Here is a 13,330-nt window from a genome sequence, read left to right on the forward strand (position 1 = left end):
GGGCCACAGCGTAGACCCCGCCCGTTGGCGGGCGATGTTCGGCCAGGCCATGGCCCGTATCGCGGGTCGGTTCCGGCGCGTTGAACCCCGAGCGACAGCAAGGGCGTTCGTGCTCGGGTTGCTGTCCAGCGTCGAGCGCAAGAACTGCTGGCAACTGGCCGAACAAGCCGGACATACCCGCCTCGGCCCGATGCAGCGGCTGCTGAGGAGCGCCCGCTGGGACGCCGACGAGGTCCGCGATGAGGTCCGCTCCTACGTCCTGGACCACCTCGGCGGCGACGGGTGCTGATCGTGGACGAGACCGGGTTCCTGAAGAAGGGCGACCGCTCGGCGGGCGTCCAGCGGCAGTACACCGGCACCGCGGGAAGGATCGAGAACGACCAGGTCGGGTCTTCCTCGCCTACGCCTCGGCGCAGGGAAGGGCGCTGATAGATTGTCGGCTCTATCTTCCCGAGCACACCTGGTGCCAGGACACCGAACGCCGGTCGGGCTCCGGCGTCCCCGAGGACGTCGAGTTCGCGACCAAGCCCCGCCTGGCCTGGCAGATGATCGAAGCGGCCCTGGACGCTGGGTGTACCGCCTCCAGGGTCACCGGCGACGAGGTCTACGGCCAGGACCCGCAGCTTCGCTCCGCCCTGGAGGCACGCGGGGTCGGCTACGTGCTGGCGGTCGCCTGCACCACCCGCGTACGGATCAACCAGGCCCGCACGGTGGTCCAGGCCGACACAGCCGCAGCCGCACTGCGCCCGGGCGCCTGGCAGCGACAGAGCGCCGGCGCCATGGGCCCGCGCTACTACGACTGGGCCTGGGTCCAGATCGGCCCCGACCACAACCGGTGCCTGCTAATCCGCCGCGACCCCGCGGACAGCGAACTCGCCTTCTACCTGTGCTGGTCGCCGGGAGAGGTGGCCCTGTCCGCGCTGGTGCTCGCCGCAGGGATCAGGTGGTGCATCGAAGAGTGCTTCCAAGCCGCAAAGGGGCAGGTCGGCCTGAACCACTACCAGGTTCGCCACTGGACCGCCTCGCACCGCCACATCACCCTCGCCATGCTCGCCCTGGCCTTCCTGGCCGCCGTCGCCGCCAGTGCGAAACCCGCCAGAGGCCCAGACCCGAACGGCCCCGCCCGCAGCAGCAACCCGATCGACCTCACCATCGCGGAGATCCGCCACCTGATCGGTGCGCTGTCCAAGCAACCGGCCACGTCCGTGAACAGCCTGCTGATCTGGTCAATCTGGCGCAGACGCCATCAGGCACAGGCCAGACGCTGCCACTATCGACGACGCCTCGCCAGAAGCTCACGTGCCTAGATCACGAAGTCGTACTGGAGTACTAGGACTCCGACATCTCCACGCGGCACCGTTGTTGGTGACGAACAGTGCCAGTGCTGCATCCATCCACATCGGCCACCCGGTCGAGTTCAGGCCGGGCCGGCTGCGCCCGGGTAGGCATCAGCGGGCGAACGCGGCCATCTCCTCGAACTCGCCCCGGTGCCTGGCGGCGCCTTGGCGCAGTCCCTGGTGGAGCCGGAGGACGGCAGCAGCCTCCGGCTTGGTGTATGGGAGCGACCGATCCGTCGCCAGCGCCCCCGTTGAGCCTCCCGTGCCGCCGATCCGCAGGGAGCGGGCTGGCAGGCGGTACCTGGCTGCCGGTTAGGGAGGCGCCGGGTCGGGGTCAGGTGCACCCGAGTCACCGCCCGTACTCCGATCCTCGCGCTGCCAGTGGTGCCCGCATCCGGACCGGATGCGGGCACCACCGCTTCCTGGCCACACTGGAGGCATGGCCACGCTTCACTGCGCAAAGAGGCTGTCCTGGGGTACGGGCACAACATCGTGCTGCTCCTGCATCGTGAATGCGGCACCACGCTCCAAGAAGCCCTCGACGAAGCCGGTACGAGGCAGTACAGCCTGACCACCCGCGTCCAGGACGCCGAACAAGAGCTGCTCCTGCAAGTCCGCAACGCCTGGACGCCGCCTGCAGACCACGCCGCGCTCAAACGTTGCGTGCGCGACTATCGCGGCTTCACCGACGCCATCCACTGACCTGCCCGACAACCGACAGCATGCCCATCAAGAAGGCTCACATCGACTCAGCGCGGTCAACCCATCGGCCTGATCGGCCCACAATGTGCCGCCCTGCTCAGCTGAGTCGGCCCGTGCGCGCGTGGGACGGTCTCACGGATCGGATTGCACGCCCCTCCCGCCGGAAACAGATCAAGGCCTTGGCGTCACAGGCTGCCTCAACCAAAGCCACGCGGGCGCCGATCGCAGCAGTATCTCCGTACGCCGACCGTCCCGGATGTTCCTCACCAAGCCCGACAGTCTCAAAGCCGAGCACCACGACCTCTTGGCGCGGCTCACCGCCGAGGGCCCCGAGTTGATCCAACTGGGAGCCCACCTGCGGTCCTTCGCCCCACTCCTGAAGCCTCAGCCTCGATGGCGGGCACTCGGCCAGTGGATCGCCGCCGCACGGTCCACCGATCTTGACCCGACTGGGCGCGTTACGCGGGCACAGCAAGGGGCCGGTCACTGCGCGTGCAGCGGCCGGCCCGGGTCGTGTGTGAGAGCGGTCAGGAGTTGCCGATCCAGAACTCGATGGAGAGCGGAGGAACTTCAATCGAGAGCTTCGGCCCCCTCTTGAGGCCCAGGCTCTTGTCGTTCGTTGCCGGGCCATAGCGCCGGCCCTCGAACCTGGTGGCGGTCTGCATGTCCACGGTGTAGGTGAATGACTCGGTGGCCGAGCGGTTGGTGAGGGCGAGGACGGGCCTGCTGCCCGGAGTCTTCCAGGCCATGATCCGCTGGTCCCGGAGCACGGTGGACTCGTCGACCTGGTAGCGCACGGAGTCCCACGGCAGGTACTTCACGAAGCCTGCGACGGCGTTCCAGTTCTGCGGATTCCAGGTCCAGTGACCCGGCTTCAGGTCAGGGAACCGGGAGAAGTCGGTGTCGTTCGGCGGCCGCCAGAACCCGAGGGAGTAGCCAGGTGCCTCGGCGTTGGCGACCGGCTTGAGGGCGTGCAACCAGTACCAGGTCGGGGAGTTCTGGAAGGTCATCCAGTTCATGATCGACTGCGCGGTGTTGACGGTCCGCCAGTCGGAGGTCTCGTTGTCGAGGTACTCGAACTCGTTGTTGAAGACGAGCTTGCCGTGGGCCTCGCGCTGGAAGTCGTGGTCGATCTGGTCGTTGCTGTCGTGGCCTATGCGGTGGTAGGTCCAGGCGTCGACGAGGTCCAACGCCTTTGGGTCGGCGATGAGGGCCTTTCCGATCTCGCCGCTCCAGCCCTCGAAGCTGTCTGCGGTGATCATCACCTCGGGGTACTTGGCCCGGACCTTTGCGGCGGCCGCCTTGAACGTCGCCGTGTACTCCGCGGGGCTGTAGACGCAGGACGAGTACGGGGTGCTCAGGGGCGGCTCGTTCTGCAGGCCCCACTGGGATATGTGCATGCCGCCGGCGGTTAGGTAGTCGAGGTCGGCGACCAGGGCGTCGGCGAAGTCCGACAGGAAGTCTGGCTCGAAGGACTTCAGCTTGCCGCCGATGTAGGAGTCGTTGGACTTCCAGCCGGGGGCCGGGGACCAGTACTCGACGGACAGGCCCTCGATGCCGGCCCGCTTGCACATGTCTGCCAGCTCGGCGGTCTGGCCGGGGTAGCGGCCGCGCATGAACTTCTTGCTGGAGTCCAGGCCGCGGTAGTACAGGCCCATGGCCAGGCGGCAGTAGCGAAAGCCCCGGTCGGAGCGTCCGGCCTTGAGCATCTGCTGGTAGAAGCGTGCTTGCTCGGAGCGGGTGAGGTCGTGCGGGACCCCGCTGATCGTGTCGGGCAGTCCGCCGTTGTTCGACCCGATGGAGTCGGACTGGATCTCGAAGCCGAGCCCCAGGATGGTCTGCCTGCGGCCGTTGTCGTAGCGGACGGTGTAGCTGCCGGACGTGGCAGCCTGTGCGGAGGCGGAGTTGACCAGCGGCGACAGGGCCGCTGCGGCTCCCGCGACGGCTGCGCCCCGCAGGATTGAGCGGCGGCTCGGGCTGTGTGCGGACATGCGGCATCTCCTTCGATGACGGATGGGAATCACACGTGGTTGGTGGCGGGGCGGGGCCGTCCCGTGGCCGGTCCCCGCTGCCCTGGGAATGTCAGAAGCGGGCGATGGTGTAGCGGTCCACCACGGCGTCGTCCAGCTCGATGCCCAGACCTGGGCCAGTGGGGACCGTGAGCGCGCCGTTGCGGAACTCCGGTGCCTCGACCAGGATGTCCTCACGGATGGGGTTGGGCAGCCGGTTGTACTCGTAGGTGCGCAGGTTGGGGGTGGCCGCACACAGGTGCAGGGCTGCGGCCAGACTGACGCCGGAACCGACGCCGTGCGGGGCGATGTCGACGTGGAAAGCGGAGGCGAGGGCCGCGATGCGGGTGGCCTCGGTGATGCCGCCGCAGCGGGCCACGTTCGGCATGAAGACGTCGATGGCTTGGTGGAGCAGCGAGTCCCGCAGGTCAAACCGGGTGAAGTGGGTCTCGCCGTTCACGATCGTCAGGCCGGTGCGGCGGCGCAGCTCCGCGAGGTTGGCAAGGTCGTCGACCTGGAGCGGCTCCTCGAACCAGCTGATGTCCAGGTCGCGCAGAACCGCGCCGACTCGGGTGGCCTCGTCCAGGTCGTAGGCGCAGTTGACGTCGGTGAGGATCTCGATGTCGTCGCCGACCTCCTCGCGTACGGCGGTCAGGTGTGCGCGGTCCGTACGGGCGCCGCGTCCGATCTTCACCTTCAGGGCTCGGAAGCCCTGGTCGGCGTAGAAGCGGGCCTGCTCGGCAGAGGCCTGCGGGTCGGCGTGCAGGGCGACGGGGCTGGCGTAGCAGTCGACGCGCTCGCGGATCGGGCCGCCCAGGAGGCGGTGCACGGGTTGCCCGACGGCCTTGCCGCGCAGGTCCCACAGAGCCATGTCGATGCCGGCAAGGGCCTCCAGGTAGAACCCGCGGTTGTGGCCGCCGGCCGCCTGGCCCTGGTAGAGGCGTTCCCACACTGCGGTGGTGGCGAGGGCGTCCTGGCCGACCAGGAGGGGGGCCAGCACGGTGGAGACGACGGTGGCGGTGACCTCGGGGGAGGGAAGTCCGTAGCACTCGCCGATGCCGACGCTGCCGTCCGCCGCGTGCACCTTGAGCAAGGTGGCGTACTGGCCGTGCCGGGGCAGGACCCGGTGGCTGGAGGCGGGGTAGCGCAGCCAGTCGGGTACATCCTCGGGCGAGTCGTAGAGGTCGGCAAAGGCAGCGGACAGGGCCAGCGCCTCGACCTTGGTGATGAGAAGGGGGGTGTTGCTCACGTCGTACTCCACTCGGATCGGGTCCGGTCCGGATTTCCGGTGCCGGTTCAGGCGGGGGCGGGCCCGTGCGGGTCGTCGTGCGCGGTCTCTTTGCCGGCGAATACGGCGATCAGGGTCACCACGCAGCCGGCGATGATGTACAGCGCGACGGGGGTGATCGAGTCGCTGGCGGCGTACAGGGCGGTGCCGATGAACGGCGCGGTGCCGCCGAAGATGGCGCCGCTGATCTCCCGGCCCGCGCTGACGCCGCTGAAGCGGACGCTGGCGTCGAACTGCTCGGCGACCAGGGCGGCCTGGGGGCCGAAGACCATGTCCTTGCAGATCGGGATCGCCAGGACCATCGCCAGGTAGATCAGCGCGGTGTCGCGTGTCGCCAGCAGGGAGAAGAAGGGGAAGGCGTAGGCCACCGTGCAGGCCAGACCGATGGCGACCATCAGGCGCCGCCCGATCTTGTCGGACAGCCAGCCCCAGAAGGGGATCGCGACGATCTCCAGCGTCGAGGCGACGGCGATAGCCCAGAGCATCGTCGACTTCTCGATGTCCAGGTCCTTGGTGGCGTAGGAGAGCGCGAACGCCTGGATGAGGTAGCCCCAGACGAAGCCGGAGATCGTGATGCCCATGGTTCGCAGGACAGCGCCGGGCTGCTTCTTCAGCGCGGTCAGAAGCGGGAAGCGCTCCTTCTGGCCGTGGTCTTCCAGCTCCGAGAAGACCGGAGTCTCCTCAATGCCGCTGCGTACCCACAGGCCGAAGAAGACGAGCAAGGCACTGACGAGGAATGGAACGCGCCAGCCCCAGCTCTCGAACGATCCCTCGGGCAGCATCGAGATGAGGCCGAACACCGCGCTGGCGAGCACGAAGCCGGCCCCGGTGCCCATCGCGGGAATGGCGCCGTAGAGGCCGCGCTTGCCCGGCGGGGCGTTTTCCACGGTCAGCAGGGTGGCGCCGGCGAACTCACCACCGACCGCGATGCCCTGGCAGACCCGCAGGAGGATCAGGAGGACGGGGGCCCAGACGCCGATCTCGGCGTGGGTGGGCAGAGCGCCGACCAGAGCGGTGGACACACCCATCCCGACCATAGTGATCAGCAGCACGGTTTTACGTCCGATGCGGTCACCCAGGTGGCCGAAGAGGATGCCGCCGATCGGCCGAGCAGCGAAGCCGACGGCGAACGTCGCGAAGGAGGCGAGGGTGCCGCCGACCGACGAGGAGCCGAAAAACAGCGGGCCGAAGACCAGCGCCGAGGCCAGACCATAGAGGTTGAAGTCGTACCACTCCATGACCGTGCCCACGGTGCTGGCGACCATGGTGCGCCGGTTGGCTCTGGGATGCTGCGGCTTCATCCCACTGTCATCGGTAACCACGACAGTGCTCATGATGAGTCACCACCTTCTGAGGGGGACGGAGAGATTCCAGATGCCAGCAAGGTATTCGATATACGAAATAAGAACTAGAGGTTTCGGCCAAGAAAATTGCGAGAACGTGTCGTGAGGCTCCTTCGTTACGTTGAGCGGCCCGTCGGTTGATGGACGTACGTGTACGCGGACGGGGCCGTGCGGACCGAGGAACGGGAGAGGACGGCGCCGGCCAAGGCATCGGGGAGAGCGAGCCCATGCCGAGCGGTACTGACGTACATGCGGCCCGCGCCGAAGGCGACACTGCTGGGATGCCGGGTGGGCACGGGCAGGCGCTCGACAGCGGTGCCATCGGGTGTGTAGCGGCGTACCTCTCCGGCACCCCACAGGGCCACCCACAGATCGCCCTGCGTGTCGACGGCCATGCCGTCCGGACGCCCGTCGGATACCGACAGCCGGGCGATCACCTCGAACGCGCCGAGAGCTCCGGTGGCCGGGTCCACGGCAAAGCGAAGGATGATGCGCTCGGCGCTGTCGGCGAGGTACATCACGCGTCCGCAGGCGGAGAACGCCGGACCGTTGGGTACGGTAAGACCGCTGAGCATGCGATGGACGCCGCCGTCGGGGTCGAGCCGGTACAGCGAGCCGACCGCGCCAGTGCCTGCACGCGCCATGCTGGTCGCCCAGAAGCGTCCGGACGGGTCGCATGCGGCGTCGTTCATGCGCATGGGGACCAGGGCGTCCTGCTCCGGCCGGGCCAGCCACCTGACGCAGCGGCCGCCCAGGAGCAGTGCGAAGCCGGTGTCGGCGGCCGCGATCCAGTCGCCGGGCCGGTCCGCCAACGGGGCTGCGGCACCTAGCGGCACATTCAGGCGGAACAAGGTCTCGGCCTGCTCACCTGCCCGCTCGCCACAACGGTGGAGGGCGCCCTGCAGAAGGTCGACGAAGACCATCCTCCCGTCGTGCGAACGCAGGCCCTCGGCGAGTTGGTAGCGCTGAGGTGTCCACACCTGCCAAGAGTCGTCGGCGTCGAGGCCACCTTGCTGCGCCGCTAGTTTCTGTTTGTCTCGCATGGCGTCCGTCCCTCGTTGTCGGGTCAGCGGATGGTGCTGCCGGGTACGGCGTTCAGCAGGGCGAGTTCGTCCCGCCGGGGCAGGCCCTCCCAGTCGCCGCAGGACGCCACGGCGAAGGCGCCGGTGGTGACCGCCCGTTCCAGACGTGCCGTGACCGGGTCTCCGTCGAGCAGGCCCGAGAGGTATCCAGCCACGAAGGCGTCCCCAGCGCCGACGGTGTCCCGCACGGGAACGCGCACCGCCGGAAGAGCCGTCGATCCCCCGGCGTGGAAGACCTCTGCCCCGTTGGCGCCCCGCTTGACCACCACCTCCCGCACCCCGGCTCTAAGCAGAGACTCGACCTGTGCTTCCTCAGTCCGGGCGCGGTCGTCGGCCACCAGCGGGAGCTCATCGTCGGAGGCGACGAGGACATCGGTGTACGGGGCCAGCGGACGCAGGGCGTGGGCCGCCTGCTCGGGCGACCACAACCTGGAGCGGTAGTTGACGTCCAGGCAGACATAGGTGTCCGTACCGGATGTTGAGCGCAGTGCCGCAGTTACGGCGCCCAGCGGCCCCGGGCCCAGCGCCGCGGTGACGCCGGTGACGTGGAGGACACGGGCACCCTCGGCCAGTGCGTGCTCGATGTGGTGGGCGGTCAGGGTGCTGGCGGCGGAACCAGCGCGGTAGTAGCCGACCCGGACCAGGTCCGCGACGCGCGGTTCGAAGACGATCAGCCCGGTGGGACCGGCGTCAGTGACGGCGGCGTGGGACACGTCGACGCCTTCGGCGCGCAGGGTGCGTAGTACGAGCTGGCCGAACTCGTCGTCACCCGTCAGACCCGCCCAGCGGGCGGAGTGCCCGAGACGTGCGAGCCCGATCGCCACGTTGGACTCGGCGCCCGCGACGGACAGCTCCAAGGAGCCGCCCAGTTGCAGCGGTCGGCTGGAGCGCAGGGCGGCCATTGTCTCGCCGAAAGTCAGGACATCGATCATCGTCCGGACACCTCGCGGAACTGGGCCGCCCGCGCGGCCAGCGCCGCGAGTCGGCCGCCCCGGGGCGCGTCCCCGACCAGCGGACCGCCGACACCCACCGCCAGGGCGCCGGCCGCCAGATACGCGCGGGCGGCCGCGGTGTCCACGCCGCCCACCGGCACGAACGGCACACCGGGGAAGGGATCACGCAAAGCACGCAGGTACGGTGGCCCGCCGACGGAGGCCGGGAAAAGCTTCACCGCGCTAGCCCCCTCCCGCAAGACCGAGACGATCTCGGTCGGAGTCACGGCACCCGCCACCACTGGAACCCCGAGCGCCCGGCACTCGGCGACCGCGTCGCTGCCGCCGGGCGTTACACCGAAGCATGCGCCGGCGTCTAGGGCCGACCGTGCATGTGCCGCGGTGAGCAGGGTTCCGGCGCCCAGAAGCGCGTCCGGGCCAAGCACGGCCCGTGCTTGTTCTATGACCTTCAGTGCGTCAGTACTGGTCAGCGACACCTCGACGATCTTGATTCCGGAACGGAAGAGGGTGAGCACCGTGTCGAGCACCGCTTGGGCGTTGTCTCCCCGCACGATGGCGAGGATCCGTTCGCGTTCGAGCACGTCGAGCAGGTGGGGAGCCGGCATGAGGACCTCCGGATTCATTGCCGTATTTTCGTAGATCGTATACCTTTCTTGTGGCCGGGGAAACACCGGGTCAACACACCACAGGGCGGGACGGGTAGGAGTCGTCGGATGAGCAGAACAGTGTTGGTCACGGGCGCGGCGGGCGGGATCGGAAGCGCGGTGGCGAGCCGCCTCGCCGCCGACGGCCTAACGGTGGCGGGTGCCGACCTCAGGAACCCGGAGCTGCCCGGAGTCGCCTCCTATACAGCGGACGTTACCCAGGCGTACGACGTCGCGGCACTCGTGCGACGCGTGATCCGTGAGCACGGGGGCGTGGACGTCCTCGTCGCTTGTGCCGGGATCACCGAGGGGACTCCCCTTCACGAGACGAGTGAGGGTGCCTGGCAGGCCGTCCTGACCGCGAACCTGACCTCGGCGTTCCTCTGCGTCCGAGAGGTCCTACCGGGCATGATGGCGCGAGGCTCGGGCAGCGTCGTCATGCTGGGATCAGTCCTGCACCGCACCGCCGCGCCCGGCCTGCCCGCCTATGCCGCGGCGAAGGGCGCACTGGCTGCACTAGGCCGGCAGCTGGCCGTCGATTACGGGCAGTACGGCATCTCGTTCGTGACCGTGTCCCCCGGCTGGGTCCGCACTCCGGCCACCGAGTCGCGTCTCGGCGCCGGCGACTTGGACCGGCTGCGGGAGAGCAACCCCATGCGAGTGCTCGGCGAACCGGCCCAGATCGCCGCTGCCGTCGCCTACGCCGCATCGCCCGAGGCCGCGCTGCTGACCGGGTCTGAGCTTGTCCTGGACGCCGGGGCGTCGATCGTCAGCCCGGCCAGCCTGTCGCGGGACGCACATCGGGAGCGAATGGGACTGCCGCCGCTGCTTGCGGACTGAACCCGCGCGCTCACCTGGGAGTTTCGACCTCGTGACCCGCTTGGGAACGGGTATGCGCCTGGGCGGCTTCTGAAGCCGAGGCGGCGTCCCCGCGTCGCAGAGTGTCCATGATGACGTCGTGCTCCTCGATGACCGCGGCCCAGTTGCCAATGTCCTTTGGGGCGGTGACTCGGTAACGGCGGATGGTGAGCAGCAGCTGCTCGGTCAGTTCACTCAGGATGCTGTAGCCGCTGGCCTCGGCGAGATAGCGGTGGAACGCGGAATTGAGCCGCTGAAGTTCGTCGGTGTCGCCGGAACGCAGCGCTCCGCGCATCTCGTCCTGGGCGCGGTCCAGGTCCGACAAGAACCGATCGTCGGCGTTCTCGGCGGCCAGGCGGGCCACGAGGCCGTCAATGGCCTCGCGGGCGAGGAAGACGCCGCGCATCTCCTTCTCGTCCACGTGCGACACCACGACCCCGGAGTGCGCGCGAGCGGTGACGAGCCCTTCCGACTCCAACTGCTTCACCGCCTCTCGGATCGGGATCTTGCTGATGCCCAGATTTCGGGCCAGCTCGTCCATGTTGATCCGCTCACCCGGGAGCAGATGGCCTTCCGCGATGGCGTCGCGCAGACTCACGTACGCCTGGTCCGCCTTGCTCTGTACCTTCGGTAGCCGTGAGGCCCAACTCTTCTCCACCATTCGTTCATCGTATGCGATATTCGCAGAGGCAGGGACCGGAATCTCTTGACTGTGGCTTTTTCGTATACTATATCTGTAATGTCCACTTATTGAACCGCTGATCACCAGCCTGGAGACCCGAGATGTTTCTCTCTCTCCCAGATACGCAAACAGGTGACCGGGACAAGGAGAGCACCTGGAGCCTGCGGCCCGCAGGCGGCCAGGAAGCCGGTCGTCTCCGCTCCCGGATCGTCATGTGGCTGACCCGTGCCGGACTCGCCGACCTCGCCGACGACCTCACCCTGATCGCGAGCGAACTGGCCGCCAACGCCTTGGTGTACGGAGGCGGGCTCGCGCGGGCAGAGGTCCGGCTCGCCGCCTCGGCGAAGACGCGTCCCTGTGTCCGCCTGGAGATCACCGACCTCGGGCAGGGATTCGACCGGGACGCCGTAGTCCGCTCCTGGAATGAGTCCGACGGCACACTCGACCGGTGCCATGGAAGGGGCCTGTTCATCGTGGCGGAACTGAGTCAACGCTGGGGTGTCCGGCGCGACCGGGAAGAACACACCGTGTGGGCCGAACTGGGCTGAGCAACGGCACTTCGCACGGCTGTCCGTGCGAAGTGCCGTCTTCCGCTGCGGCCGTCTGGGTCAGCCCCGGCGGGGCCCCCGACGCCGTCGGGCGCCGGAAGCCGGCCCAACGTTGTCGAACGCCTCGGTGACGCGCAGGCCGTGCTGTTCGTGGATGGCATGGGTTCCCTCACGAAGGAAGTCCACTCCGCCGGGGTCCAATGGCAGTGCTTCCGGAGGTCGGAGGTCTGTGTCGGAATAACCGTCAGAGTTGATCTGTACGGGTGGCGTTGTCGCGTGACGGTAGGCGGGCCTGCAGTTGAGCGAGGGTGCGGATGGGGGGTCCGGTGGCGGGGTGACCGCGACGCGGTGCTGGTCCAGGAGGCGGTGGCCATCTTGGACCTGGTTGGACAGATTGGTGTGGGTGACGTTCAGAAGCTGGGCGAGAAGTGTGCTGGTGGCGACTCTGCGGCGGCGCAACAGGGCGGTCAGCAGACGGCGGTAGTGGTCGAGGCTGCTGGTCTGCGGGTGGAGCTAACTGCGTGGGCGGTGGAATCGTGCATCGGCTCTCAAGTCCCGCTCCGCGCAGAGGAATCTGCACGGGTCTCGACGGTGTCCATGTAGTGGGCTCGCGGGGCATGCAGCACCATGCTCATGCCGCTGCATGCCCCTGAGGAGCGTCGGTCAGTCTTCGACGTTGATCCAGGGGTGTCGGTCCAACTGTTGCCAGTAGAACGTATATCGGATACCTTTTTTCCAGCCCCTCCCGCATCCGCTGGGACGCCATGGCAGTCGAAGTACATCCACTACGTGTCCAGGAGCGACGAGCACCATGCAAGCCACTGACAACCGACGCACTGTTCTCGTCACCGGCGCGGCGCGCGGCATCGGCGCAGCCATCGCCACAGCCTTCGCTCAGACCGGAGCGCGGGTCCTTGTTGCCGATCTCGACTCCAAGGGCGCCGACGCCCACGCCGAGCACCTTGCCGGAACCACCGGCGCCGAAGTGAAAGGCCTGGGCCTGGACGTCACCGACGAGAGCCGAGTCGCCGCAGCCGTGGCGGCTGCCGGATCAGTCGACGTACTGGTCAACAACGCCGGTATCAGCCGCCCGGCAGCGACCATAGAGACCGACCTGGAAACCTGGGAAGCGGTTCTGCGTACCAATCTCACCGCCGCCTTCCTGTGCTCAAAGCACGTGCTGCCGGGCATGAGGAATTCAGGGTGGGGACGCATCGTGACGATCGCGTCCTTCGCTGCCAAGTCATCACCCATCTATGGCGACAACGCCTCGTACGCCGCTTCCAAGGCGGGCACGCTGGGTCTGACTCGAAATCTCGCAGTAGAACACGGGTCGTACGGCATCACCGCCAACGCCATTGCTCCGGGCATCGTCGACACGGAGCTGCTGCGCAGCGCCCACAGCCCCGAACGTCGCAACGAACTGCGGAATATGCTTCCTACCAAGGCGTTCACCACCCCGGAGCAAGTCGCTGCGCTCGCTGTGTTCCTTTCCTCGGAGCAGGCTGCGTCCATCACCGGCGAAGTTGTGAACATTAACAGCGGTCTCTACTTTGGCTGAGCTTGAGATAAAACCTGCGGGCTCGCTCCGGGGGTTGCTCGAGTCCCCCACATGGGGAAACGCCGGACACGGCGACGGCCGCGCCGTGATCCTTGTCCGCGATGCTGACGGTAAGACCCGCAGCTTTCGCACCGAGGAGAAGCACGCATCCTTTGCCTAAGGACTGTCCCGCAAAGATCTTGGCTCCGAGTGCAGAGCAGCCGGAAGAGCCGGCGAGGTGCTCAACTGGTGGTTCGTGAGGTGTCCAGGAACCGGGCGAAGTCGGCGAGCGAGTGGAAGTCGTTCTCCCGTAGGCCGATCCGCGGGTTGACGTGGTGCAGGAG

Annotated in this window: 11 protein-coding genes and 1 pseudogene; 5 read left to right on the top strand and 7 right to left on the bottom strand. The window is 67.9% G+C overall.

What is annotated here, in order from left to right:
* Positions 1-34 precede the first annotated feature (34 nt).
* Together ACZ601_RS06650 and ACZ601_RS06655 are read left to right on the top strand one after the other, a co-directional pair.
* A pseudogene (locus ACZ601_RS06650) lies at positions 35-1,088 on the top strand (IS701 family transposase); the annotation flags it as partial.
* 741 nt (positions 1,089-1,829) lie between these two features.
* On the top strand, positions 1,830-2,039 hold the full coding sequence (locus tag ACZ601_RS06655; RefSeq protein WP_469533713.1) for a hypothetical protein: 210 nt from the start codon (positions 1,830-1,832) through the stop codon (positions 2,037-2,039).
* 527 nt (positions 2,040-2,566) lie between these two features.
* On the opposite strand, the gene ACZ601_RS06660 is transcribed toward ACZ601_RS06655, so the two are convergent.
* The 6 genes from ACZ601_RS06660 to ACZ601_RS06685 form a co-directional block, all read right to left on the bottom strand.
* A complete protein-coding gene (locus ACZ601_RS06660; protein ID WP_469533716.1) occupies positions 2,567-4,030 on the bottom strand; it encodes a twin-arginine translocation signal domain-containing protein in 1,464 nt (487 codons plus the stop codon).
* Between the two features lie 91 nt (positions 4,031-4,121).
* The gene (locus ACZ601_RS06665; RefSeq protein WP_469533719.1) at positions 4,122-5,297 is read right to left on the bottom strand and encodes a mandelate racemase/muconate lactonizing enzyme family protein; all 1,176 of its coding nucleotides are present in this window, start codon (positions 5,295-5,297) and stop codon (positions 4,122-4,124) included.
* Positions 5,298-5,344: 47 nt separating this feature from the next.
* Positions 5,345-6,670, bottom strand: a complete 1,326-nt coding sequence (locus ACZ601_RS06670) for an MFS transporter (protein WP_469533722.1) — start codon at positions 6,668-6,670, stop codon at positions 5,345-5,347.
* 125 nt (positions 6,671-6,795) lie between these two features.
* Positions 6,796-7,722, bottom strand: coding sequence for an SMP-30/gluconolactonase/LRE family protein (locus tag ACZ601_RS06675; protein WP_469533725.1), 927 nt, complete (start codon positions 7,720-7,722; stop codon positions 6,796-6,798).
* A gap of 23 nt (positions 7,723-7,745) precedes the next feature.
* Positions 7,746-8,693: a sugar kinase gene (locus tag ACZ601_RS06680; RefSeq protein ID WP_469533728.1), complete on the bottom strand. Its 948-nt coding sequence runs from the start codon at positions 8,691-8,693 to the stop codon at positions 7,746-7,748.
* On the bottom strand, positions 8,690-9,337 hold the full coding sequence (locus ACZ601_RS06685; protein WP_469533731.1) for a bifunctional 4-hydroxy-2-oxoglutarate aldolase/2-dehydro-3-deoxy-phosphogluconate aldolase: 648 nt from the start codon (positions 9,335-9,337) through the stop codon (positions 8,690-8,692). The genes ACZ601_RS06680 and ACZ601_RS06685 overlap by 4 nt, the downstream gene beginning before the upstream one ends.
* A 90-nt stretch (positions 9,338-9,427) precedes the next feature.
* On the opposite strand from ACZ601_RS06685, the gene ACZ601_RS06690 reads away from it, so the two are divergent.
* Positions 9,428-10,198 carry an SDR family NAD(P)-dependent oxidoreductase gene (locus tag ACZ601_RS06690; RefSeq protein WP_469533734.1) on the top strand — a complete coding sequence of 257 codons (771 nt, stop codon included), beginning with the start codon at positions 9,428-9,430 and terminating at the stop codon, positions 10,196-10,198.
* Positions 10,199-10,208: 10 nt separating this feature from the next.
* On the opposite strand, the gene ACZ601_RS06695 is transcribed toward ACZ601_RS06690, so the two are convergent.
* Positions 10,209-10,877 carry a GntR family transcriptional regulator gene (locus tag ACZ601_RS06695; RefSeq protein ID WP_469533736.1) on the bottom strand — a complete coding sequence of 223 codons (669 nt, stop codon included), beginning with the start codon at positions 10,875-10,877 and terminating at the stop codon, positions 10,209-10,211.
* Between the two features lie 122 nt (positions 10,878-10,999).
* Between ACZ601_RS06695 and ACZ601_RS06700 the strand changes: the two genes are divergently transcribed.
* Together ACZ601_RS06700 and ACZ601_RS06705 are read left to right on the top strand one after the other, a co-directional pair.
* Complete coding sequence (locus ACZ601_RS06700; protein ID WP_469533738.1) at positions 11,000-11,446, top strand: ATP-binding protein; 447 nt, start codon at positions 11,000-11,002, stop codon at positions 11,444-11,446.
* An 811-nt stretch (positions 11,447-12,257) separates the two neighbouring features.
* Positions 12,258-13,007, top strand: coding sequence for an SDR family NAD(P)-dependent oxidoreductase (locus ACZ601_RS06705; protein WP_469533740.1), 750 nt, complete (start codon positions 12,258-12,260; stop codon positions 13,005-13,007).
* Positions 13,008-13,330 lie beyond the last annotated feature (323 nt).

Source organism: Streptomyces sp. NPDC104307 (assembly GCF_055584045.1).

Bases quoted from the DNA above. Each gene is read 5' to 3' on its own strand.
- ACZ601_RS06670 (WP_469533722.1), bottom strand. From the start codon at position 6,670: ATGAGCACTGTCGTGGTTACCGATGACAGTGGGATGAAGCCGCAGCAT.
- ACZ601_RS06675 (WP_469533725.1), bottom strand. From the start codon at position 7,722: ATGCGAGACAAACAGAAACTAGCGGCGCAGCAAGGTGGCCTCGACGCC.
- ACZ601_RS06700 (WP_469533738.1), top strand. From the start codon at position 11,000: ATGTTTCTCTCTCTCCCAGATACGCAAACAGGTGACCGGGACAAGGAG.
- ACZ601_RS06695 (WP_469533736.1), bottom strand. From the start codon at position 10,877: ATGGTGGAGAAGAGTTGGGCCTCACGGCTACCGAAGGTACAGAGCAAG.
- ACZ601_RS06680 (WP_469533728.1), bottom strand. From the start codon at position 8,693: ATGATCGATGTCCTGACTTTCGGCGAGACAATGGCCGCCCTGCGCTCC.
- ACZ601_RS06685 (WP_469533731.1), bottom strand. From the start codon at position 9,337: ATGAATCCGGAGGTCCTCATGCCGGCTCCCCACCTGCTCGACGTGCTC.
- ACZ601_RS06705 (WP_469533740.1), top strand. From the start codon at position 12,258: ATGCAAGCCACTGACAACCGACGCACTGTTCTCGTCACCGGCGCGGCG.
- ACZ601_RS06660 (WP_469533716.1), bottom strand. From the start codon at position 4,030: ATGTCCGCACACAGCCCGAGCCGCCGCTCAATCCTGCGGGGCGCAGCC.
- ACZ601_RS06690 (WP_469533734.1), top strand. From the start codon at position 9,428: ATGAGCAGAACAGTGTTGGTCACGGGCGCGGCGGGCGGGATCGGAAGC.